The following is a 22932-nucleotide window of genomic DNA, read 5'->3' as shown; positions in this document are numbered from 1 at the left end:
GCGCGCGAACGTCAGGATATGCGGCGCTGTGGGATGAACGCTTCGAATGCCGGGATGAACTGGGCCTCGGTGATGATCGGGATGCCATGCGCTCGCGCCGTCTTGGCCTTGCCCGACTGAGTCGCGGGATCCTCTGCGACGAGAGCGACGCAGTTCTTCGTGACACTTCCTGTGACGAACCCCGCATCCGCCAAAGCGCGCGCCCATTCTTCACGTGGCCTGCTCATCGTTCCGGTGAACACGACGCGGGCGCCGGGTGAAAGCGTGAAGTCCACTTCAGCCGCCGTCACGGACGCACTGCCACCAGCGCCACGAGCCTTCTGCGCAGCCACCCCGACCTGACTGGTCGGGCGAACGACATCGATGACAGGGGCAGCCGGAAGCTCCACCGGCGGCTGATCCAGAATCGTCGCGATCTGCGCGATCTCTCGGCGCTCCTACTGACTTATGACGCCGTCCGCGATCGCTTCCGAGTTCGACGCGGATGCGGGCACCGTCGAATCCAGCATCAGCTTCAACATCCTTCAGGTGATCGTCGTGGCCGCCGTCGTCGGCATCGCCGCGCTCAAGGCCGGCAAGAAGGCCGAGCCGTTCCTCGCCTTCACCGAGTCGCTGCTCAAGGTCATCCAACGCGTCGTGTGGTGGATCATCCGCATCGCTCCGCTCGGCACGTTCGGACTCATCGGCTCGGCCGTGATCAAGTACGGCTGGGAGAAGCTCGCCTCGCTGGCGTGGTTCACCGCCGCCGTCTACATCGGCCTCGCCCTGGTGATCTTCGTCGTCTATCCGATCCTCGTCAGGGTCCACGGCCTCTCGATCAAGCAGTACTTCACCGGCGTGTGGCCCGCTGTGCAGCTCGGATTCGTCAGCCGCTCCTCGATCGGCACGCTTCCGCTCACCGAGCGCGTCACCGAGCGGAACCTCGGAGTTCCCGCCTCGTACGCGTCCTTCGCCGTCCCCTTCGGCTCGACCACGAAGATGGACGGCTGCGCGGCCATCTACCCCGCGATCTCCGCGATCTTCGTCGCACAGTTCTTCGGCATCGAACTGAACTTCATCCAGTACCTGCTGATCGTGCTCGTCTCGGTCCTGGGCTCGGCCGCCACCGCAGGCACCACCGGAGCGACCGTCATGCTCACGCTGACGCTGTCGACTCTCGGCCTGCCGCTTGAGGGCGTCGGCCTGCTGCTGGCGATCGACCCGATCATCGACATGGGACGCACGGCGGTCAACGTCGCCGGCCGGGCCCTGGTGCCGACGATCGTCGCCAAGCGCGAGGGCATCCTCGACGAGGAGCTCTACAACGCTCCGCGCGAAGGCCTGCCGTTCGCGGACGACTCTGACGAGGATGCCGCGGACGAGGATGCCGCGGACGAGGACGCTGTGGAAGGCGAGCCCGCCACCACCCGCTGACCCGCCCTGCGAGACCGAGTTTTCGGCACGTGACTTCCGTTCCCACGGTATGTCTCGTGCCGCAAAATCGGTCTCGTCGTCCGGCGGACGGAAGCCAGGCTACGCCCGCCCCGGAAGCCGCATCGCCCCTCGCGTGTCCAGCGCCAACTCCTCGGCATCCATCGCGGTGATCAGCTCCCGCATGACCTCTTCGTCGATGTTCCCCGCATCGCGCTCCGCCAGGAGCACTTCGCGCCGCACCTGCAACCAGCCTCGTGACAGCGCCACCAGATCTTCGGTCGAGGGACGAGCAGCCGCCTCTTCCGCCTCCTGCGCCTGATCGGTGTCGGTCTCGACTCTGGTCATCCGATCCGCGAAGGCGTCGAACGTGCGCAGATCGATCTCGCCGTACTTCTGCTCCCACACCTTGCGCTGCTCGGCGAGGAACGCCTTGCCCGCCTCCTTGCTGCGCGCGCGCACTGAGGCGAGCGCGCGCACATCCGCCTCGTGATCGACGTCGCTCGCCACACCCAGGCGGCGGATCAGCAACGGCAGAGTGAGCCCCTGCAGCAGCAGGGTGCCGACTGTGACGATGAACGCCACGATGACGATCGCGTGCGACGGGCCGGTGGGAAGTGCGGCGATGTCCGCTGCGGCCAGCGCCGTCGCCAGGGTCACCACGCCGCGCATGCCAGCCCACGAGATGACGGCGTTGTCCTTCCAGTCCAGCGCTGGCTCGGTCAGCCTGACACGGATCTCGTCGGCCGTCTGCGATCTGCGTGGCGGTCTCGCCGCCCGATCCGGATGCCTGGCGGCGAACCGTTCTCGTCGCTCATCGTCGAGTCGCTCGCGGCGCGTCCACTCCCCCGACGCCACCGCTCTCTCCCACCGTTTCAGCCGCAGTCGCTGCATCCACACCGCGAACGCATGCGCCGGATAGATATAGAGCGGACGCACCGCCAGCACGACGAGCAGCACGGTGCCGGAGAGCCACAGGATGCGCACCACCGACTCATCGCCGAGATCCTCCAGCACGCGCCGGAACTGCAGCCCGATGTAGGCGAACACGAAACTCTCCAGCAGAAGATCCGCCGACAGCCACAGCGGCGCCTCCTGCTGCCTGGTCGTGTAGTCGGTGCGAGGAGCGTTGTATCCGACATACAGCCCCATCGCGACGACGGCCAGCACGCCCGATCCGCCGAGGTGCTCGGCGATCGCATACGCCCCGAACGGCACCAGCAGCCCGAACGTGCCGATAACGACGGGGTCGGCGACGCGCATGCGCAACTGGTGCAGCAGGACGCCGAACACGAGGCCTACGACGACGCCGATCACGACCGCGAGCACGAACTGCCAGATGCCGTCCCACACCGTGAGCGTCGCACCGGCGATGATCGCCGCGAACACCCGGTACAGCGTCAGCGAAGTGGCGTCGTTGATGAGGCTCTCCCCCGAGAGCACCGTCATGACGCGCCGCGGCAGCCCGAGCTTCCGACCGATGGCGGCAGCGGACACGGCATCCGGAGGCGCGACGATCGCGCCGAGCAACAGCGCCCCGGGAAGCGTGAGCGCAGGGAAGATGAGCCAGGCGACGAGGCCGGCAACGAGCGCGGTGAGCAGCACCAGCCAGATCCCGAGCCTGCGAATCTGCGGAAGGCTGCGCTTGAACCCGACGAACGACACATCCAGCGCCGCGGAGTACAACAGCGGAGGCAGCACGAGATTGAGCAGCACGTGCCCGTCGATCGTGATCTCCGGTATGAACGGCAGGAAGGATGCCGCGAGCGCGACGACCGTGACGAGTAGAGGTGCGGGCCAGCCGCGCCAACGAGCGATCGCCGCCACTATGACTGCACCGACAAGCACATAGAAGATCTCGGCGTCCATGTGCTGAATGTTAGCGATGCTGACAATGGGCCAAGACGGAATGCCGGCGCGATGGCCGAGGTTGCACTCCACGATGACTTCTGCAGCCCCCGCCCTCTCCGTCCTCGACCTCGTCCCGGTTCGCACCGGCCAGACCAGCGCGGAGGCGATCGCCGCTTCCCTCTCTCTCGCCGAGATCGCCGACCGTCTCGGCTACCGTCGATACTGGTTCGCCGAGCACCACAACATGCCGGCAGTGGCATCCACCACTCCCCCCGTGCTGATCGCCGCCGCAGCATCGCGCACCGAGCGGATGCGGCTGGGTTCCGGAGGTGTCATGCTCCCGAACCACGCGCCGCTGATCGTCGCCGAGCAGTTCGCCGCCCTCGAGGCCATCGCGCCCGGTCGCATCGATCTCGGCCTCGGTCGTGCCCCCGGCAGCGACCCGGTGATCACCCAGCTGCTGCGCACGACGGGCACCACCAGCGACGTCGAGCAGTTCCCGCGCTACGTGCAGGACATCTCCCTTCTGCTCTCGGGCGAGGGCGCGACCGTGCGGTTCACCTCCGGCGGCGAGTACACCGTGCATTCGACACCGGCGGCGACCGGCGCGCCCGTCGTCTGGCTGCTGGGCTCGAGCGATTACTCGGCCCAGCTCGCAGCATCCCAGGGCCTTCCGTATGTCTTCGCGAACCACTTCTCCGGCCAGGGTCTCGAGCGTGCGCTCGATCTCTACCGCACCGGCTACCAGCCCAGCGAGGCGCACCCCGAGCCACGCACCTTCCTCACCGTCAACGCCGTCGCATCACCGACGGCCGAAGAAGCCGAGGCACGTGCCCTGCCGCAGCTGCGCATGATGTCGCGCCTGCGCCTGAACAAGCCCCTCACCGCACTCGAGACGGTCGAAGAGGCGATCGCCGCAGGCATCGCCGAGGCGGATGCCACCACAGAGCAGATCGTGCAGGCGGCCCGAGAGCGATGGTTCGTCGGCACCGGAGAATCGGTCGCAGCCGAGGTGCGCGCGTTCGGCGAGAAGTACGGCGTCGACGAAGTCATGCTCTCGCCGGTGGCGGGCGCGTACGAAGCCGAGGCGATGGATTCCGCCGCCGGTCGCGCACAGACCCTCGAGCTGATCGCCGCGGCGCTGTAGTCGCGGCTCGGCCGGGGCCTGGCCTTATTCTCGGCCCGGGGGTACCGTCGGCAGTGTCGGCGATGCCGGCCATGTCGGAAGGGAGTTCGATGATGAGCACCACTGCGTCTGTGAACAGCAAGACCCGAGGACTCTGGGTCGCATACGGAACGAACGGGGTTGTCGGTAGCATCCGCCATTCGGATGACGGGTACGTCGTCGTCATGAGCGGGGCGGATGCCGAGACCGGCACCTACCCGTCACTCGAAGTCGCGAAGGGTGCGCTGTACTCGCACATGATCCCGGGCAGCGGTTGGCCGCGCTACCAGGAGCACTGAACCCGCTCACCCTTGCGGGTCGTTGAGCGAGCGCAGCGAGTCGAAGCGCGTTGAGCGAGCGCAGCGAGTCGAAGCGGCGACCGCCCCTCACTCCTCCCCCGCGGGTCGTTGAGCGAGCGCAGCGAGACGAAACGGCGACCGCCCCTCACTCCTCCGGAGCACCGGAGAGCAGGTCGCGCAACCAGTCGCGCGCCTCGACGAACACGTCGTCGGCGTAGCGGTCGGGATAGTGCACGATCTGCCGATCGGCACGAGGGTACGACCCGAGGAACACGACGCGCGGGCTGAAGCGGCGGATGCCGAGCAGGGCATCCGCCATCCGCTCGTCGTGCACGTGACCGTCGGCGTCGAGCACGAACCGGTATCGACCGAGCTCGTCACCGATCGGGCGCGACTCGATCAGCGACAGGTTGATGCCGCGGGTCGAGAACTGCTCGAGCATCTCGAGCAGGGAGCCAGGGCGGTCATTGGGCAGCTCGACGATCAGAGACGTCTTGTCGGCACCGGTGGGCATCGGCGGCGTGGCCGTGCGAGTGACGAGCACGAAGCGCGTGACGGCGGAGGTGTTGTCGCCGATCTCCGAGGCGAGCACGTCGACGTCGTAGTGCTCGGCGATCCCTGGAGGGGCGATCGCCGCCTGGGCCGGCAGCGTGCCGTCGAGCACGCCGATCGCGGATGCCACGTTGCTGGCGGCGGGGACGTGGGAGTGCCGCGGCAGGTGCTCGCCGAGCCATCCGTGACACTGCGCGTAGGCCACCGGATGCGCGGCGATCGAGGTCACATCTTCGAGCTTCGTGCCCGGCGCTGCGACGAGCACGAAGTTCACCTTCACCAGGTATTCGCCGACGATGCGAAGCCCCGGCAGCGTCGCGAGGGCATCCTGAGTGGTGGAGACGCCGCCCTCGATGGAGTTCTCGATCGCGATCATCGCCGCATAGCTGCGCCCCTCGAGCACGTCGGCGAGCGCCTCGCCGACGTTGAGCACGGGCCGTCGCTCTTGCCCCCACGCCTCCGCCACCTGGTCGAGTGCTGCTTCCGTGAAGGTTCCCGCTGGTCCGAGGTAGCTGTAGGTGCGCCGTTCAGTCACGCGTTTCACCCTAGCCCTTCCATCGGCTGTGAGAACCGGGTGGCGATGATGCGCGCAGAGCGAGATCGGGGCAGACTGAACTCATGACGAGCCGTGCCGGCCTCCCCGCGGAGGAAAGTGACCTCATCGATGTCGACGAACTGATCGCCGCGTACTACGACCGCGTGCCTGATCCGTCGGTTCCCGCACAGCGTGTGGTGTTCGGCACCAGCGGGCATCGCGGCTCATCGCTGTCGAAGAGCTTCAACGAGCAGCACATCCTCGCCACCACCCAGGCGATCGTCGACTACCGCCGTTCGCAGGGGATCACCGGCCCGCTGTTCCTCGGCCGCGACACGCATGCGCTGTCACTGCCGGCGGAGCGCAGCGCGATCGAGGTGCTGATCGCCAACGACGTCGACCTGCGTGTCGACTCCCGCGATTCGTACGTGCCCACCCCCGCACTCAGCCACGCCATCCTCACGTACAACCGAGCCCTTCGACAGGCTCAGGGATCGGCTGCGGATGCTGCGGGCCGGGCCGACGGCATCGTCGTGACGCCGTCGCACAATCCGCCGCGCGACGGCGGCTTCAAGTACAACCCGCCGCACGGAGGGCCAGCCGACACCGACGCGACCGGCTGGATCGCCGACAGGGCGAACGCGCTGATCGAGGGCGGTCTGGCCGAGGTGAAGAGCAAGAGCTTCGCCGACATCGACTGGGACTCGCTCCCGAACTACGACTTCCGAGACGCCTACGTGCGCGATCTGCCGACGATCATCGACATCGACGCGATCAAGAACGCGGGCGTTCGGATCGGCGCCGACCCGCTGGGCGGGGCATCCGTCGAGTACTGGCAGTTGATCAAGGAACTGCATGGCCTCGACCTCACGGTCGTCAATCCCGAGGTCGACCCGACCTGGCGCTCCATGACGCTGGACTGGGACGAGAAGATCCGGATGGATCCGTCGTCCCCCAACGCGATGGCATCCCTGGTCGCGAAGCGCGGGAATTTCGATGTGCTCACCGGTAACGACGCCGACGCCGACCGGCACGGCATCGTCACCCCTGATGCCGGCCTCATGAACCCCAACCACTACCTCGCTGTTGCGATCGACTACTTGTTCTCGCACCGCGCGGAGTGGCCACGGGATGCCGCGATCGGCAAGACCCTGGTCTCGTCGATGATCATCGACCGCGTCGCCGAGTCGCTGGGGCGACGCCTGCTGGAGGTGCCCGTCGGATTCAAGTGGTTCGTCCCAGGACTGCTCGACGGCACCGTCGCGTTCGGCGGGGAGGAATCGGCCGGCGCATCGTTCCTGCGCCGCGACGGGAGCGTGTGGTCGACCGACAAAGACGGCATCCTGCTCTGCCTGCTCGCCGCCGAGATCATCGCGGTCACCGGCAAGAGCCCGTCGGAGCGCTATGCCGAACTGGAGCAGGCCTTCGGAGCATCCGCGTATCAGCGGGTCGACGCCCCCGCAACGCCGGAGCAGAAGGCGACGCTCGGAAAGCTCGCACCGGATGCCGTGACGGCCACGACCCTGGCGGGTGAGAAGATCACCGCGAAACTGTCGCACGCGCCCGGCAACGGCGCCGCGATCGGCGGCCTCAAGGTGCAGACCGAGCACGCGTGGTTCGCCGCGCGCCCCTCAGGCACGGAGGACGTCTACAAGCTGTACGCCGAGAGCCTGCGCGGCGCCGAGCATCTCGCCCAGGTGCAGGAAGAGGCCCGCGCGGTGGTGTCAGCGGCGCTCGGCGCCTGAGCGCTGGTCGCGGCTTCGACTCGCTCCGCTCGCTCAGCCCGTTTCGTCTCCTCGCTGCGCTCGTCGCTCAACGCCCCGCACGTTCCGCGGGACGTTGGACGAGCACAGCCCCGCGGGACGTTGAGTGAACGCAACCCCGCGGGACGTTGGACGAGCACAGCCCCGCAGGACGTTGAGCGAACGCAGCCCGCGGGACGTTGAGCGAACGCAGCCCCGCGGGACGTTGAGCGAGGGCAGCCCCGCGGGACGTTGAGCGAGCGGAGCGAGACGAAACGGATTGAGCGAGCGGAGCGAGACGAAATCGCCCTCGCCCCGCCACCTCAGTCAACGATGGCGGAGTCGGCACCGGCGCATACATGGAAGTGCTCGAAGCCGTGCGCAGGGCGCCCGATCCCATCCGTATCCCGGATGCGGCGATCACGAAATTCGATGATCGCGTCACGGTCGACGGCATCGCGCATTGGGTCGAGCGCACCGCGCGTGCCGGTGCACTGTTCAGCGAAGTGCACGCGCCCTTCGTCCAGACCTCCCCCGTCGGGGGCACCGAAGATCTGGCCGTCGATGTGCGCATCGTGGCGGTTCGCGACGACGGCTCTGCAGTCACGCCGACAACCGCTTCACCGCCACCGCGAACTGGATCGCTCTGACTGGTGCGACGCTGCTCATAGAAGACACGTCGTGGCAGCTGCTTCCGTCGGACGACCCGCGCGCGTGGACCTTCGGCACCCGCACGACCCTGCGCGCGCTCGACGAGCCGGTCGAGCTCGGCAGTCCGGGCACGCACGGGCGCGTCGGCGGCGGTTACGGCGGCTCGCCTGGCGGTTCCCCTCCGCCTCACACGTCGAACGGTTCGAGCGTGACGCTCTCGTTCCGCGGCGCCGTCGCCGACGGGCGACTTACGGATGCCGAAGTCGTGGCCCTGCTCGGCACCGCGAGCTGAGGCTCATCGACCCCGTTCCGCCCGGATCACGCCCGATTGGTGCTGCTCCGCTCGATCAGGCTCGTGGGGACGATTCTCTGGGCATCGCCGTCGAGTGCGATACCGGCGCCTTCGGTCCCGGCACCGTCGATTCCAGTGCCTTCGATCTCCGCGACCAACGCATCTACGGCAGCGACGGCGAGCGCCCTGAAGTCTTGGCGAACAGTCGTCAAAGGCGGGCGGTAGTTCGCCGCATCGGGCACGTCGTCGAATCCGATCACGCTGACCTGATCAGGCACGGCGCGCCCCCGCTCCTCGAACCCGCGGACGAGGCCGAGTGCCATCTGATCGTTCGCGCTGAAGACAGCCGTCGCCTGCGTCAGAGCGCCGGCCGCAGCGTGGCCGGACTCGGCCGACCAGTCGCCCCGTTCGACCGACTTCGGCGTGATCCCTGCCGCGCGCAGCGTCTCGCGCCAGCCGCGCTCGCGCTCCGCGGCGGCGAACGAGTCCTCGGGGCCGGCCAGATGCCAGACGTTCTCGTGTCCGAGTGCCAGGAGCCTGCCCGTCGCCGCTGCCGCGCCGCCGGCGTGGTCGCTGTGCACCACGCGGAATCCGGATGCGGCCGGCGCGTCGACGGCGACGAGACGAAGGCCCTCGGGCCGATCGTCGGCCCGGGTGAGCGCCGACGCCTCGTTCAGCACGATCGCGCCGTCGACGCCCTGATCATGCAAGCGTTCGAAGGCTTCGGCGACAGTGTCACCCGCCGTGACGAGCAGCAGCGCGTAGCCACGCTCTTCCGCCGCTTCAGCTGTGGCCTGCAGCATCCGCGAATTGCCTACGGTGGCGAGAGTCGTCACCACCAGGCCGATCGTCTGGGTGCGGCCGGTGCGCAGCGCCCTGGCAGCCCGATGCGGGCGATAGCCGAGTTCTGTCATCGCGTTCTCGACGCGGATCCGCGTTGCGGGGTCGACACGTGGACTGCCGTTGACGACTCTGGACACAGTCTGACCCGAGACGCCGGCGCGACCTGCGACACTGGCCATCGACACGCGCCCGGAAGACACGCGCCCCGACGACGCACGACCAGACGCGCGCGCGCCGGCTTTCGCGAGGCGATTCAGCTCATCCCACTCGTCCATCTGCACGCCCCTCCTGGCACCCCGGTGCACAACTCCTGCATGTTGACGTTACCACCGCGGGGAAGGTACCGTGTTTACGTGAACATCGAAGAATCTCCGGAGTTGCGCGCGACCGAGCTCACCGCCGGCGTCATCAAACGCTCCACCACGCTGGCCGACGGCCGCGACCTGATGTACTACGACGACCCGGGCACGGTCTTGGGCACCGACCGCGCCGTCGATGCCCGCACCCTCGACCCGCGCCCGGACACCGCGACGATGCGCCTCGACGTGCTCACGGGAGACTGGATCACAGTCGCCGCGAACCGCCAGAACCGCGTCATGATGCCCAGCGCCGACGCCGACCCGCTCGCACCGCAGACGCCGACGAACCCCTCAGAGGTTCCGTCGCTCTACGACGTCGCCGTGTTCGAGAACCGCTCCCCCGCGTTCGGCCCCGCTCTCGCCGAGGCCCTGGGCGCCGCGCCCCGCGCGAGCAATCCCCCGCGCGGGCTCGACGACCTCAAGGCGCTCGGCCTCGGCCGCACCCGCACCTCGGTCGGCCGCTGCGAGGTCGTGTGCTTCAGCCCCGACCACGCAGGGTCCTTCGGCACTCAGTCCGCCACTCGCGCCCGCACGGTGATCGAAGCCTGGGCCGACCGTACTGCGGCACTGTCGCAGCTGCCGGGAATCCAGCAGATCTTCCCGTTCGAGAACCGCGGGGAGGCGATCGGCGTCACACTGCCGCATCCGCACGGTCAGATCTACTCCTACCCGTACATCACGCCGCGCACCCAGCGGTTGCTGGAGAGCATCGACCGCACGGCACCCGACCTGTTCCAGCGGATCCTCGAGTTCGAGCAGGCATCTGAGCGGATCGTGCTCCAGGGCGAGCACTGGACGGCCTTCGTGCCGTTCGCCGCCCGATGGCCCGTCGAGGTGCACCTCCTGCCGAACCGTCACGTCGCCGACTTCGCCGAGACCACGGAGGCCGAACGCGACGAGCTCGCGCCGCTCTACCTGCGACTGCTGCGCGGCATCGACGCGCTCTACGACACGCCGACGCCGTACATCGCCGCGTGGCATCAAGCTCCCGTGAACGTGGGACGCGACTCGGTGCGGCTGCACCTGGAGCTCACGAGCCCGCGGCGCGGCGCTGACAAGCTGAAGTTCCTCGCCGGCTCCGAGGCCGCCATGTGGGCGTGGACCGCCGAGATCCCGCCGGAGCAGTCCGCCGCACGGATCCGTGAGGCCATCGCACGCGCAGAGGAAGCCGGCGCATGACCGCTCCGGACGACGCCAGCGCCCTGTTCGAGCAGCTCACCGGGCACGCTCCCGCCGGCGTCTGGTCGGCGCCCGGCCGCGTCAACCTGATCGGCGAGCACACCGACTACAACGACGGCTTCGTCCTGCCGTTCGCGATTCCGCACCGTACATATGCCGCGGTCGGCATGCGCGACGACGGGCGCATCCGCGTCGCCTCGACGTTCGCCGATGACGCACCGGTCGAGGTCGCGCTCGACGAACTGGCGGGTTTGTTCCCGACCCCGACGGGCGCCACGCCGGCGGTCGCCGAATGGGCGGCCTACCCGCTGGGCGTGGCCTGGGCGCTGCAGCCCGCGGACCCTTCGACAGACCCAGGGGCTGCGGGCTGTGGCGTCGACATCGCGATCGCATCCGATGTTCCTGTGGGCGCTGGACTCTCCTCGTCGGCCGCGATCGAGGGGGCGACAGCATCCGCCCTGAACGATCTCTGGAACGCCGGGCTCGACCGCACCGCACTCGCACGCATCGGCCGCCGCGCCGAGAACGAGGCCGTCGGGGCTCCCACCGGGATCATGGACCAGATGGCATCCATGCTCGGCGAGCCCGACGCGGCGATCTTCCTCGACTGCCGCACGCTCGACACGAACCTCGTGCCGGTCGGCATCGCCGAGGCGCGACTCGCAATCCTCATCATGGACACCCGCGTGCAGCACTCGCACGCGACGGGTGGCTACCGCGAGCGGCGCGCGTCGTGCGAGCGCGGTGCCGCGATCATGGGCGTGCCGTCGCTCCGAGACGTGTCGATGGGCGACCTCGCCCGCGCCGAGGAGCTCATGGACGATGTGACCTTCCGCCGGGTGCGCCACATCGTGACCGAGAACCAGAGGGTGCTCGATACGGTCAAGACGCTGCGCGAGAGCGGTGCCAGGGCGATCGGCGATCTGCTCGTCGCATCGCACGCTTCGATGCGCGACGACTTCGAGATCTCGGTCGCGGAACTCGACACGGCGGTCGAGGCGGCACTGTCTGCTGGTGCCATCGGTGCTCGCATGACCGGCGGCGGCTTCGGCGGTGCAGCGATCGCTCTGATCGAGCAGGCTGCCGTGCAGACGGTGTCGGATGCTGTGACCGCCGCCTTCGCGGCATCCGGTTTCACGCCTCCGCACCTCTTCACGGTGACGCCCTCCGCCGGGGCCCGCCGCGACGCCTGACCCACCGGTCCTGCGCCGTGCCACCAGCCCGTCTATTTCTGCCTTGCGTACGTTCCGGGCTCTCGAGACCGTACATTCGGCAGAAATAGACGCGCGTGAGAAGCGACGAGCGGCCTACTCGGCGTCGGCCTCGGCCAGAGCTCGTCGGATGTCGTTCCGGCTGCGGATCTTCCCCGTCTTGATCCCGTCGGTGATCACCACTTCCTGCGAGGCAGTGACGACGGGGACCTCTTCGCCGTCAGCATCCAGGATCTTGCCGTCCTTGATCGTGTCGCCGTCGAAGAGGGTCTCGTTCGCGATGAGGCGGGCGAGGTCCTCCTCGCGGATGACCCGTCCGGTCCCAGGGATGAACGCCGAACGCTCGGCCGACTTCCCGCCGAGATGGTTGAAGAGCAGGTTCAGCAGCACCGCCATGATTGCCGCGGAAGAGATGCCGGAGTGCAGGATGATGCCCACCCAGCTCGGCAGGGCGTCGTAGAAGCCGGGCATGACCACGGGGATCACGCCGAAACCCAGTGAGACGGCGACGATCACCATGTTCATGTTGCCCTCGTAGTTCACCTTCGCGAGCGTCCGCACGCCGGCGGCCGCGACCGATCCGAACAGCACGATGCCCGCACCGCCGAGCACGGGCGGCGGCACGGCAGCCACCAGCCCGCCGACGATCGGCAGCAGCCCGAGCACGACGAGGATCACGCCGCCTGCGCTCACGACGAACCGGGACTTCACTCCGGTGATCGCGACGAGTCCGACGTTCTGCGCGAACGCCGACTGCGTGAACGAGTTGAAGACCGGGGCGACGGCGGACGAGATCATGTCGGCGCGCAAGCCGTTGGCGATGCGCTTGGAATCGACCTTCGTGCCGACGATCTCACCGACTGCGATGATGTCTGCCGTGGTCTCGGTCATCGTGACGATGATCACGATGAACATCGAGATGATGCTGGCGACTCCGAACGTGGGCAACCCGAACGCGAAGGGCTGTGGCAGAGCCACGATGCCGCCGTCTGCGATGTTCGAGAAGTCGGCCCAGCCGACGATCCCGGCGAACACAGTGCCGAGCACGATCGAGATGAGGATCGCGAGGCGCGAGACCGTGGGAGACGCGACCTTGCTCAGCACGAGCACGACGAGCAGGGTTCCCATCGCCAGGCCGATGTTCTGCAGACTGCCCCACATCGGATCCTCGGGCGACGTGCCGCCCATCGCCCAGCTCGCCGCGACCGGCATCAGCGTGAGCCCGATCGTCGTGATCACGGTGCCGGTCACGACGGGTGGGAAGAATCGGACGATCATCGCGAAGAACGGCGCGACGATCAGTCCGGCGACGGATGCCGCGATCACGGCGCCGAACACACCGGGCAGTCCCTCGCCCGCGGCGAGGATCGCGGTCATGGTCGCGACGCCCGAGAACGAGACGCCCTGCACGAGCGGCAGCTGCGATCCGAAGAACGGAACACCCCACGACTGCAGGATCGTGGCGAGTCCGCCGATGAACAGGCACGATGCGATGAGCAGGCCGATCTCTGCCGGGGCGAGGCCGGCGGCGTTGCCGATGATGAGCGGCACAGCGATGATCCCGCCATACATCGTCAGCACATGCTGCAGTCCGTAGGCGAAAGTGGGACCGAGGCGGAGCCTCTCGTCTTCGGGTCGGCGGATTCTGGGCGTTCTCGACATTGATCTCTCCGTTGAGGTTGTCTGTCATGGATTCGCGGTTGTTTCCGAATCGTGGAATCCGATTTCCGCAACTGCGATAGCGGCGATGCTAGCACCGAATGACCCCGCGTGCTAGCGTACGAGCGCTGGCCCTCCACGAGCCGGCCGGCGGAACAGCAGACGCCGAGAAACCTGAGCTGGCGGCCCGAGCCCCAGCCCTGCGTCGCCAGAGAGTAGGCGACACCATGACACGTATCTGGCTCCGCGATCCGCTCGCGATTCACCTGGGATCGGATGCTGATCCCGCAGCCGCTGCGCGCGGCATCGTCGTGGACACGACGCTCGGCACGATCGTCGAGTTGGTCGCCCACGATGTGCGACCGCAGGCCGACGAGGTCTTCGATGCCGGCGCGCATGTGATCACGCCCGGCCTCATCAACACGCATCACCACTTCTACCAGACGCTCACCAGAGCCTGGGCGCCGGTCGCCGACCTGCCGCTGTTCGGCTGGCTCGTCAACCTGTACCCCGTGTGGGCACAGCTCACCCCACGTGCCCTCGAGCTCGCGACGACCGTGGCGATGGCGGAGCTGCTGCAGTCCGGCTGCACGACCGCAGCCGATCACCACTACCTCTTCCCCACCGGCATGGACGACGCGATCGACATCCAGGTCGACGTCACACGCCGACTCGGCATGCGCGCGATGCTCACCCGCGGCTCCATGTCGCTCGGCGAGGACGACGGCGGACTCCCTCCGCAGCGCACGGTGCAGGATCCGGACGTGATCCTCGCGGATTCGGAGCGGCTGGTGAAGCGCTACCACGAGCGAGGCGAGGGCGCGAAGGTGCAGATCGGCCTCGCCCCGTGCTCGCCGTTCTCGGTGACGACCTCGCTGATGGCGAACTCCGCGGCGCTCGCGGAACGTCTCGATGTGCGGCTGCACACTCACCTCGCCGAGACCCTGGACGAGGAGCAGTTCTGCCGAGACCGCTTCGGCATGCGAACGGTCGAATATCTGGACTCGGTGGGCTGGCTGTCGAATCGCACCTGGCTCGCGCACGGCGTGCACTTCAACGACGACGAGATCGCGGCACTCGGCGCGGCGGGCACCTCGGTGGCGCACTGCCCCACCTCGAACATGCGCCTGGCCAGCGGCATCGCCCGAGTCGTGGAGCTCGAGGATGCCGGGGTGCCTGTCGGGCTCGGGGTCGACGGCTCCGCGTCCAACGACGCCTCCAACATGATCCGCGAGGTGCGCCAGGCGCTGTACCTGCAGCGATTGCGATACGGCACCGAGCAGGTCACGAGCGCCCGCGTGCTCGACTGGGCGACCGTCGGATCGGCCGCCGCTCTCGGCCGCACCGACATCGGCCGCATCGCGGTGGGGATGCAGGCCGACCTCGCGATGTTCCGGCTCGACGGCCTCGCGTTCTCCGGCTCTCACGATCCGATCGCAGCACTCGTGCTGTGCGGCGCCGAGCGCGCCGACCGGGTCATGGTGGGCGGCGAGTGGCGCGTGCGCGACGGCGAGGTGGTGTGCCTCGACGTGGAGTCTCTGATCGCCGAGCATTCCCGGGCGGCCCGCACCCTGGTCTCCGGCCTGAAAGAATGAGAGCTTCGAGGAGAAGGAGCCACATGTCCTGGATCGTCACCGGCGGAGCCGGCTACATCGGAGCGCACGTCGTGCGTGCACTCGCGGATGCCGGGCTCGCCCCGGTCGTGCTGGATGACCTGTCCAGCGGGGTCGCTTCGTTCGTGCCGGAGGGCGTGCCGTTCGTGCAGGGCAGCATCCTCGATCGCGACCTGGTCGAGAAGGCGCTCCGCGACCACCACGCCGAGGGCGTCATCCACGTCGCGGGCTTCAAGTACGCCGGGGTCTCGGTGCAGCGACCGCTGCACACGTACGCCCAGAACGTCGAGGGCACGCGCGTGATCCTCCTGGCGATGGAAGCCGCGGGCGTCAGCAACATCGTCTTCTCCTCTTCCGCTGCTGTCTTCGGCACCCCCGACGTGCCACTGGTCGTCGAGGAGACCGCGAAGAAGCCGGCGAGCCCTTACGGTGAGTCCAAACTGATCGGCGAGTGGATGCTGCGTGACCAGGCGATCGCGACGGCCGAGTCCGAGCGTCCGCTGCGGCACACCTCGCTGCGCTACTTCAACGTCGTCGGATCCGCCGACCCGACCGTCTACGACGTCAGCCCCCACAACCTCTTCCCGATCGTGTTCGAAGCGCTGCTCGCCGACAAGACTCCCCGCATCAACGGCGACGACTACGCCACGGAAGACGGCACGAACGTGCGCGACTACGTGCACGTCGGCGACATCGCGGCCGCGCACGTCGCGGCAGCCAAACGCCTGGCGTCCGGCGAGAGCATCGAACCGGCGTACAACCTCGGCTCCGGCGACGGGTTGAGCGTGAAGCAGATCATGGATGCCGTCGTGCGCGTCACCGGCATCGACTTCACGCCCGAGATCGGCCCTCGCCGTGCCGGCGACCCAGACCGCATCGTGGCGACAGGCGAGCTCGCCGCCCGCGACCTGGATTGGAAGATGCGCTACTCGGTCGACGAGATGGTGCGCACGGGCTGGGACGCCCGCCGCAACGCCGACTGAGCTCGCAGATGTGCACTTCCTTCGCAGCAATTCAGTAGATTCGTGCGAAGAACCCTCTTTGTCAAGCTGGTTGTGAGTCGTTCATGATCAGTAGGGAGTCAGGGTGATGACTGTCAGTCCAGGGTTCACGGCCACGGAGATCCGTGAGATCGTGCACGAGTATCAGGTGCAGCCGCACGCGCACCCGGAACGCTTCCGCGCCCGCCCGAGCACACCCACACCCGCTGGCACGGTCGGGATCAACCTGCCCAACGAGAAACCACAAAACAAGGCCGCGTGACTCCACACAGCTTGACATCGCTCGGAACGCGCGTTTCTGCGAAATGCGCGCTCGCGATCGAAGGAGACACCGCGTGACCGAGACCCCCCTCGTCGAGACCGCTTCCGGACCGGTGCGAGGCTTCTGGCGCGACGAGGGCAGCCCCGACGCATCCGCTGCTTTTCTCGGCATCCCGTTCGCGAAACCGCCCGTCGGCGACCTGCGTTTCGAAGCCCCCACGCCGCCGGAACCGTGGACCGAACCGCTGGAGGCCACCGCCTACGGCGCGACCGCACTGCGCATCTCGGGCGTCGACAATCTCATTCCCGAACCCGCGGTTCCGGGCACGAGCACGCTCAACGTAAACGTGTTCACGCCCGCGCTCGGCGGCTCGCTGCCGGTGCTCGTCTGGATCCACGGCGGCGGATACACCGAGGGATCGCCCGCGAGCCCCTGGTACGACGGCGCGCGGTTCAATCGCGACGGCGTCGTCACCGTGACGATCTCGTACCGGCTCGGTTTCGATGGCTTCGGGTACATCGAGGGGGCGCCGGCGAACCGCGGGGTCCGCGACTGGATCGCCGCCCTCGAGTGGGTGCAGCAGAACATCGCCTCCTTCGGCGGCGACCCCTCGCGCGTCACGATCGGCGGACAGTCCGCCGGCGGCGGCGCCGTGCTGACGCTGCTCGGGATGCCGCAGACGCAGCACCTCTTCCATCAGGCGATCTCGCTCTCAGGCGCCGTCGCCGATGTGCCGCTGCCCACCGCCCGTGCACGCGCCGAGCGCATTGCCGAGCTCGGTGGCGTCACGGCAGACGTTGAGGGTTTCCGGAGTCTCACCGAGCGCCGAGTCCGGCAGCTGCAGCCGAAGGCCGCAACGCCGCGCAAGGGCATCGGCATGGTGCTCGATCTGATCACGAGCGGCCTGCCATGGGGCCCCATGATCGACGGCGAACTGCTCGCACTCCCGACAGTGGATTCCCTGGCCGCCGGCATCGGTGCCGACAAGCCGCTGCTGCTCGGATCCGCTGATGACGAGTTCACGATGGTCGCCGTGAAAGAAGCGGCCAAGGCCCGCTACATCCCCGCGGGCGTGGTGCTTCTGCCGTTCTTGCGCAACCGCAAGATCCGGCGCGAGTACCTTGCAGCGAATGCCGCTCAGCGCAAGAAGGGCGCAGCGGCCGTCGCCGGCCGCTTCATCAGCGATCACGTGTTCCGGGTGCTCGTTCCGCGGGTCGCCGAAGCGCGCCGAGGGGCGGATGCCGCCACCTGGGCGTACCGATTCTCGTGGGTGTCGCCGACGAAAGGCTGGGCCTGCCACTGCCTCGACGTGCCGTTCTGGTTCGATGGGCTCGACAGGGAAAAGGTCACGAATCTCGCCGGGGCGAATCCGCCGCAGTCGCTGGCGGACGAGATGCATGGCGCGGCCGTGCAGTTCATCACGGATGGAGATCCGGGGTGGCCGGCCTGGTCGACCGACCCCGGCATCGCCCGGGTGTTCGGCGGCGACGGATCCGAGATCGCGGAGGGTGCTTACGACAGCGTCCTCGCGCTCATCCCCGGGTAGCGCCTGACACGCGCAGCTGCTCGATGATCTCCCGAACCACCGCGGCGGGCTCGTGCCCGACGTCTGCTTCGAAGCCCGCCTCGTCTGCATCGAGCATCTCGAGCGTTCCCCACTGAGAATCCAGGAGCGATGCGGGCATGAAATGGTCGGTGCGGGCCTCGGCACGCGAGATCAGCAGCTCCCGCGATCCGACCAGGTGCACGAACAGCACGCCGGGGGCGATCGATCGGATGCGGTCGCGATAGGCCCGACGCAACGCACTGCACGCCATAGTGAGGCCCGTGTCCGCGGCCGTAGCGAAGCTTTCGCCGACCGCGTCGAGCCACGGCCAGCGGTCCTCATCGGTGAGAGCGATGCCAGAACTCATCTTCGCTCTGTTGGCGTCAGAATGCAGACTGTCTGCATCGACGAAGGGCACGCGCAGCGACTCGGCGAGGGCGGCGCCGACGGTGGACTTCCCTACCGCCGACACCCCCATCACGCAGATCAGCGGAGAGCAGTCGCTCACCAGTCGTGGACCGTTCCGTCGAGCAGTCGGTTGTACGGCAAGTAGGCCTGCTCGTAGGGGTACTTGCCCGCCTCATCGACATCGAGTTCCACACCGAGGCCCGGCTCGTCGCCGGGGTGCAGGTATCCGTCGGTCCATGTGAAAGATTGCTGGAAGACCCGGTTCGTCGCCTCGGAATGCTGCATGTACTCCTGAATGCCGAAATTGTGGATGCTGAGACCGAGGTGCATGGCGGCGGCCATGCCGACCGGTGAGATGTCGGTCGGCCCGTGCATGCCCGACTTGATCTGGTACATCGCGGCGTAGTCGAGCGTCTTCTTCAGCGCTGAGATACCACCCATGTGGGTGACGGCACCACGGACGTAGTCGATGAGCTGGTCACGGATGATGTCCTTGAAGTCCCAGACTGTGTTGAAGATCTCGCCGATCGCGAGAGGAGTGGTGGTGTGCTGGCGCACCAGACGAAGAGCCTCCTGGTTCTCGGCCGGCGTGCAGTCCTCGAGCCAGAACAGGTCGTACGGTTCGAGGTCCTTGCCCAAGCGCGCGGCCTGGATCGGCGTCATCCGATGGTGACCGTCATGCAGCAGCGGAATGTCGGGGCCGAACTCATTGCGCACGGCCTCGAACACACCGGGCAGGTGATTCAGGTACGCGCGGGTGTCCCAGTCCTCCTCCACTGGCTTGGCACCGCGTCGGGCCGGCTCGTGGTCATACCGCACCGTGGCGTCGCCGACATCGGCGCCCTGCGCGGCGATGCCGTAGATCGCCTTCAGCGTCGGAACACCGGTCTGCACGCGGATGGCCTTGTAACCCTGTTCCTGATGAGCGCGAATCGAGTCGAACAGCTCGGGAAGCTCCTTGCCCGACGCGTGCCCGTATGCCATCAGCCCCTTGCGCGATGCGCCACCGAGCAGCTGGTAAACGGGCATTCCGGCAGCCTTGCCCTTGATGTCCCACAGCGCCATGTCGACGGCCGCGATCGCTGCCATAGTGATCGGTCCACGACGCCAGTATGCGCTCCGGTACAGGAACTGCCAGGTGTCTTCGATGCGCGACGCATCCGATCCGATCAACAGTGGCACGACGTGCTCGGTCAGGTAGGTGACGACCGCGAGCTCTCGCCCGTTCACCGTCGCATCCCCGAGCCCGGTGAGCCCGTCGGCCGTCGTGAGTTTCAGCGTGACGAAGTTCCGCCCCGGGCTCGTGACGATGACTTCGGCCTTGTCGATGATCATGGTTCCTCTTTCGTTCGCAGGTCGTGGCGATCAGATCGTCATGGCGCTGAAACCGCCGTCGACCGGGATCAGCGCTCCGGTCACAAAGGCGGAGGCTCGCGACGACGCGAGCCAGAGCAGCGCGCCGTCGAGGTCGCCTGGGTCGCCCAGTCGATTCATCGGGGTGTGACCGAGGATGCTTGAGACACGCTCCTCGGTCAGGACGGCACGATTCTGTTCGGCGGGGAAGAACCCCGGTACCAGCGCATTGACGCGGATGTGCTTCTCGGCCAGTTCACGTGCAAGATACTGCGTCAGGTTGTTCACCCCGGCTTTCGCGACTCCGTAGGTGAGCACCCTGCTCAGCGGAGGGCCCGAAGAGGCCGACGAGATGTTGATGATCGATGCGGCGTTCTCGCGCTCGACCATCAGCGGCGAGAAGATCTGGCATGCGCGGAACACCGCCGCGAGGTTGATGTCCTGAAGTCGGAACCACTCTTCATCGTCGATGTCCGTGAACGCTGTGGTGCTGTTGACGCCCGCCGCGTTGACGAGCACATCCAGTCCGCCATCGCTGATCGCGTCGCGAACAGCCTCCAACGAAGCTCGCTCGGCGATATCGACGCTGAAATGCTGCGCTCGTCCTCCCGCGGTGACGATGTCCTCGACCACGCGCTCCCCCCGAAGCGAGTCGCGGCCGAGCACCAACACCTCGGCACCGGCCGCCGCGAGCGTCCGGCAGAACTGTCCTCCGAGAACCCCCGTGCCACCGATCACCACCGCGCGTTTACCCGTCAGATCGAGCATCGTGGCGATCATGACACGGCCCCTTCGCTGAACGCTGTCAGGTGTCGTCCGATATGCGATTCCAGCCGCAATGCGTACTCGTCACGGTGCGTGAGGAGCACTTCGCGGATGTCGGCATCCATCCGGCGATGTCCTGCGTCGTCCGTCGCCGTGAGCACGGCGCCGTACCCGACGTGCAGGATCTGTCGAGAATCTGGCAGCGAGACGATCTCCTCGAGCTCGCCATCGCTGACGGCATCCAGTCGCGGGGCGCGTTCGGCGTCCGCGGACACCTGGTAGCTCGCCCGTGCGTCGACGTAGCTCTCCAGGCTGAGGCGGTAGATCTCACGCAGGAGCGCAGGCTCGCGCCGTGCGATGACGGCGAGCGCAGTCAACCAGCTCGTTCCGGAGGTCTTGAGGTGGATGCGTCCAGCGGTGGCCTCCACGAGCTGCGGATAGACGCTGAACTTGTCGGACCCGGTGTGCATGCTGATCTTGTAGCCGCCGTGAAGCTGCGCGACGGCGTGATGTCCTGCGAAGTTCTCGATCAGCGTCGGCTTGTCACCGATGAAGTCGAGCCCCTTCTCGAAGCCATCGGAGTATCGCGGAGCCATGCTCACCCACCTCACGCCCAGGCGCGCGAGTTCGGTTGCGAGGTAGTGGTGCTCGAACAGCGTTGTCTCGACCGCGGTCTCATCGACTGCGACCTCGATCTCGTACGCGTTCGGATTGCGGCTCGCGAGGTGCCTGCTCATCTGCGCGGTGAGAGCAACGGCATCACCGTACTTGGCCACTGCCCGCTTCACTTCTTGCTCACTCGGAGTGAACGATCCGGTGTCGAGTCCGACGGTGACGCCGGCGTACCGGCGCAGGACTGCTTCGATGTCGTCCTCGAGCACGCTCCAGTTCGTGGCCGTCACAGCCGCCTCCACCGCAGAGGATGCGACGTTGCGCACCCCATCGCCCGGGTCGAGCGTGAAAGTCGTGAATCCCGCATCGATTCCACGATCGATGTCCGCGACATCGCGGATGTGGTCGAGATCGGCGCCTACTCGGCCCGTCCATCCCGCGATGACGCAGCCGAAGGTCGCATCATCGAGGACGGCGCGCGGGGAGCGCCCCAGCCTGTCCATCTCACGGATGGACTGCTGCGCGAACACGGGAGTCACACCGCGTCCGTGGCGTGCGAACGCCGCGGCCTGGCCGGGAGTCGCCAGACCGAGCCGGTCTCCCACGCCCGCCGATGTTCCGGTGCCGAGCGGACGCGGTTGCAGATGCGTGAACTCTCTGCGCAGCGCCGCAGCGTTCGTCTCGCTCAGCGGACCCTCGATGATCCTGTTGTCGGCAGCATCGAAGCGTCGGCCTTCGAATCCCTCGAACGCGTCGAGGTCGGTCGCACGCAGCACGAGCACGCGCTGTCCGCCGACGACGTCGATGTCGATGTCGGCGGACAGTCGCTCCGAGTGGAGTGTCATTACACCCTCACGGAGAGCTCGGCGGCAGACTCACTGTCCAGGAAGAGCTGCGCATGCGGCTGCGTGCGCAGAATCGATGCGGGGCTCTCCGGCGAGATGTCGCCCTCCAGTGCCCGCTTGACGGCCGCGGCCTTTCGCGCTTCCGGCGTCAGCACCAGCACGTGCGCCGGCTTGAGCAGTGCGGGAATCGACAGCGAGATCGCGTGGGTCGGTGTTTCTGCGAGCGAGGGGAAGTGCCCTTCTCCGACCTGTTGGCGGCGCGAGACCTCATCCATCGCCACGATGTGCACGAGTTGAGTGGCGTGGAAGTCTGCGGGCGGGTCGTTGAAGGCCAGGTGACCGTTCTCACCGATTCCCATCACGCAGATCACCGGATCGAGATCGAGGAGCAGTTGTTCGTAGCGCTCGACCTCCTGCTCGACCGGCTCGTGGTCGCCGCGGACACCGTGGAACACCTTCGGGCGCACGGTCTCGACGACGTTCTGCTGCATCCACAGCCGGAAGCTCGCCGAATGGTCCTCCGCCATACCGATGTACTCGTCCATGTGCAGGACGGTGATGCGCGACCAATCGATGTCATCGCGTTCGGCGACGGCCTTGATGAAGCTCAGCTGCGAGTTTCCGGTGGCGAGGATGACGGAGATCTCGTCGCGCTCGCTCAGCTCAGCATGAACGAGCTCGGCGAAGGTTGCAGCAGCGTGCTGACCAAGTGCGGCGTTGTCGTCCAGAACGGTAACGGCGAGGTCGCCATAGGTCCGATTTTGCATGGATCTCCTTGT

Annotated in this window: 21 protein-coding genes and 1 pseudogene; 12 read left to right on the top strand and 10 right to left on the bottom strand. The window is 67.4% G+C overall.

Going from position 1 to position 22932, the window contains the following annotated elements:
* Window positions 1–11: 11 nt before the first annotated feature.
* Window positions 12–389, bottom strand: a complete 378-nt coding sequence (locus J1M43_RS16945) for a BRCT domain-containing protein (protein WP_206475891.1) — start codon at window positions 387–389, stop codon at window positions 12–14.
* Window positions 390–489: 100 nt separating this feature from the next.
* On the opposite strand from J1M43_RS16945, the pseudogene J1M43_RS03770 reads away from it, so the two are divergent.
* Window positions 490–1413: pseudogene (locus J1M43_RS03770) on the top strand (dicarboxylate/amino acid:cation symporter); the annotation flags it as partial.
* Between the two features lie 99 nt (window positions 1414–1512).
* On the opposite strand, the gene J1M43_RS03765 reads toward J1M43_RS03770, so the two are convergent.
* Window positions 1513–3279: a sodium:proton antiporter gene (locus J1M43_RS03765; protein ID WP_206475889.1), complete on the bottom strand. Its 1767-nt coding sequence runs from the start codon at window positions 3277–3279 to the stop codon at window positions 1513–1515.
* Window positions 3280–3352: 73 nt separating this feature from the next.
* On the opposite strand from J1M43_RS03765, the gene J1M43_RS03760 reads away from it, so the two are divergent.
* Together J1M43_RS03760 and J1M43_RS03755 are read left to right on the top strand one after the other, a co-directional pair.
* The gene (locus tag J1M43_RS03760) at window positions 3353–4408 is read left to right on the top strand and encodes an LLM class flavin-dependent oxidoreductase (RefSeq protein ID WP_033105934.1); all 1056 of its coding nucleotides are present in this window, start codon (window positions 3353–3355) and stop codon (window positions 4406–4408) included.
* An 89-nt stretch (window positions 4409–4497) separates the two neighbouring features.
* Window positions 4498–4725 carry a methyltransferase gene (locus J1M43_RS03755; RefSeq protein WP_235272352.1) on the top strand — a complete coding sequence of 76 codons (228 nt, stop codon included), beginning with the start codon at window positions 4498–4500 and terminating at the stop codon, window positions 4723–4725.
* Window positions 4726–4870: 145 nt separating this feature from the next.
* Here J1M43_RS03755 and pheA read toward each other — a convergent pair whose 3' ends face one another.
* The gene (pheA, locus tag J1M43_RS03750) at window positions 4871–5821 is read right to left on the bottom strand and encodes a prephenate dehydratase (RefSeq protein WP_033105933.1); all 951 of its coding nucleotides are present in this window, start codon (window positions 5819–5821) and stop codon (window positions 4871–4873) included.
* Window positions 5822–5895: 74 nt separating this feature from the next.
* On the opposite strand from pheA, the gene pgm reads away from it, so the two are divergent.
* From pgm to J1M43_RS17150, 3 genes are all read left to right on the top strand, one after another.
* On the top strand, window positions 5896–7557 hold the full coding sequence (pgm, locus tag J1M43_RS03745) for a phosphoglucomutase (alpha-D-glucose-1,6-bisphosphate-dependent) (protein ID WP_206475887.1): 1662 nt from the start codon (window positions 5896–5898) through the stop codon (window positions 7555–7557).
* A gap of 356 nt (window positions 7558–7913) precedes the next feature.
* On the top strand, window positions 7914–8204 hold the full coding sequence (locus J1M43_RS16655; RefSeq protein ID WP_241245184.1) for a hypothetical protein: 291 nt from the start codon (window positions 7914–7916) through the stop codon (window positions 8202–8204).
* Window positions 8195–8497: a hypothetical protein gene (locus J1M43_RS17150; RefSeq protein WP_374058527.1), complete on the top strand. Its 303-nt coding sequence runs from the start codon at window positions 8195–8197 to the stop codon at window positions 8495–8497. Before J1M43_RS16655 ends, J1M43_RS17150 begins: the two co-directional genes overlap by 10 nt.
* A 26-nt stretch (window positions 8498–8523) precedes the next feature.
* Here the strand turns inward: J1M43_RS17150 and J1M43_RS03730 are convergent, their stop codons facing one another.
* The gene (locus J1M43_RS03730) at window positions 8524–9519 is read right to left on the bottom strand and encodes a LacI family DNA-binding transcriptional regulator (RefSeq protein WP_033106543.1); all 996 of its coding nucleotides are present in this window, start codon (window positions 9517–9519) and stop codon (window positions 8524–8526) included.
* Window positions 9520–9786: 267 nt separating this feature from the next.
* Between J1M43_RS03730 and galT the strand changes: the two genes are divergently transcribed.
* Both galT and galK read left to right on the top strand, forming a co-directional pair.
* Window positions 9787–10878: a galactose-1-phosphate uridylyltransferase gene (gene galT, locus J1M43_RS03725; RefSeq protein ID WP_241245315.1), complete on the top strand. Its 1092-nt coding sequence runs from the start codon at window positions 9787–9789 to the stop codon at window positions 10876–10878.
* On the top strand, window positions 10875–12071 hold the full coding sequence (galK, locus tag J1M43_RS03720) for a galactokinase (protein ID WP_206475881.1): 1197 nt from the start codon (window positions 10875–10877) through the stop codon (window positions 12069–12071). Before galT ends, galK begins: the two co-directional genes overlap by 4 nt.
* A 114-nt stretch (window positions 12072–12185) precedes the next feature.
* Here galK and J1M43_RS03715 read toward each other — a convergent pair whose 3' ends face one another.
* On the bottom strand, window positions 12186–13751 hold the full coding sequence (locus J1M43_RS03715) for a nucleobase:cation symporter-2 family protein (RefSeq protein ID WP_033105928.1): 1566 nt from the start codon (window positions 13749–13751) through the stop codon (window positions 12186–12188).
* A 224-nt stretch (window positions 13752–13975) separates the two neighbouring features.
* Between J1M43_RS03715 and J1M43_RS03710 the strand changes: the two genes are divergently transcribed.
* The 4 genes from J1M43_RS03710 (at window position 13976) to J1M43_RS03695 (ending at window position 18170) form a co-directional block, all read left to right on the top strand.
* On the top strand, window positions 13976–15343 hold the full coding sequence (locus tag J1M43_RS03710; protein WP_206475879.1) for an 8-oxoguanine deaminase: 1368 nt from the start codon (window positions 13976–13978) through the stop codon (window positions 15341–15343).
* 23 nt (window positions 15344–15366) lie between these two features.
* Entirely contained in the window at window positions 15367–16344 is a 978-nt protein-coding gene (galE, locus tag J1M43_RS03705; RefSeq protein WP_206475877.1) for a UDP-glucose 4-epimerase GalE, read from the top strand.
* A gap of 106 nt (window positions 16345–16450) precedes the next feature.
* A complete protein-coding gene (locus tag J1M43_RS03700; RefSeq protein ID WP_206475752.1) occupies window positions 16451–16624 on the top strand; it encodes a hypothetical protein in 174 nt (57 codons plus the stop codon).
* Between the two features lie 73 nt (window positions 16625–16697).
* The gene (locus J1M43_RS03695; protein WP_307823229.1) at window positions 16698–18170 is read left to right on the top strand and encodes a carboxylesterase family protein; all 1473 of its coding nucleotides are present in this window, start codon (window positions 16698–16700) and stop codon (window positions 18168–18170) included.
* Here J1M43_RS03695 and J1M43_RS03690 read toward each other — a convergent pair.
* Genes J1M43_RS03690 through J1M43_RS03670 form a run of 5 tightly spaced genes read right to left on the bottom strand, consistent with a single transcriptional unit; the run spans window position 18157 to window position 22920 of the window.
* Window positions 18157–18678: a gluconokinase gene (locus tag J1M43_RS03690; RefSeq protein WP_307823227.1), complete on the bottom strand. Its 522-nt coding sequence runs from the start codon at window positions 18676–18678 to the stop codon at window positions 18157–18159. The genes J1M43_RS03695 and J1M43_RS03690 overlap by 14 nt on opposite strands.
* Window positions 18675–19913 (bottom strand): D-mannonate dehydratase ManD, encoded by a 1239-nt coding sequence (manD, locus tag J1M43_RS03685; RefSeq protein WP_206475873.1) that lies wholly within the window; start codon window positions 19911–19913, stop codon window positions 18675–18677. The genes J1M43_RS03690 and manD overlap by 4 nt, the downstream gene beginning before the upstream one ends.
* 30 nt (window positions 19914–19943) lie before the next feature.
* Complete coding sequence (locus J1M43_RS03680) at window positions 19944–20711, bottom strand: SDR family oxidoreductase (protein ID WP_206475871.1); 768 nt, start codon at window positions 20709–20711, stop codon at window positions 19944–19946.
* Window positions 20708–22153, bottom strand: a complete 1446-nt coding sequence (locus J1M43_RS03675; protein WP_206475869.1) for a tagaturonate epimerase family protein — start codon at window positions 22151–22153, stop codon at window positions 20708–20710. The genes J1M43_RS03680 and J1M43_RS03675 overlap by 4 nt, the downstream gene beginning before the upstream one ends.
* Window positions 22153–22920: a 6-phosphogluconolactonase gene (locus tag J1M43_RS03670; RefSeq protein WP_206475867.1), complete on the bottom strand. Its 768-nt coding sequence runs from the start codon at window positions 22918–22920 to the stop codon at window positions 22153–22155. The genes J1M43_RS03675 and J1M43_RS03670 overlap by 1 nt, the downstream gene beginning before the upstream one ends.
* Window positions 22921–22932: the final 12 nt, after the last annotated feature.

The sequence above is a fragment of the Microbacterium sp. KRD172 genome, assembly GCF_017168295.1.
In the GTDB taxonomy this organism is placed as follows: domain Bacteria; phylum Actinomycetota; class Actinomycetes; order Actinomycetales; family Microbacteriaceae; genus Microbacterium; species Microbacterium profundi.
The sequence above is the reverse complement of the archived record's forward strand: the minus strand, read 5'-3'. Positions and strand labels throughout refer to the sequence as shown.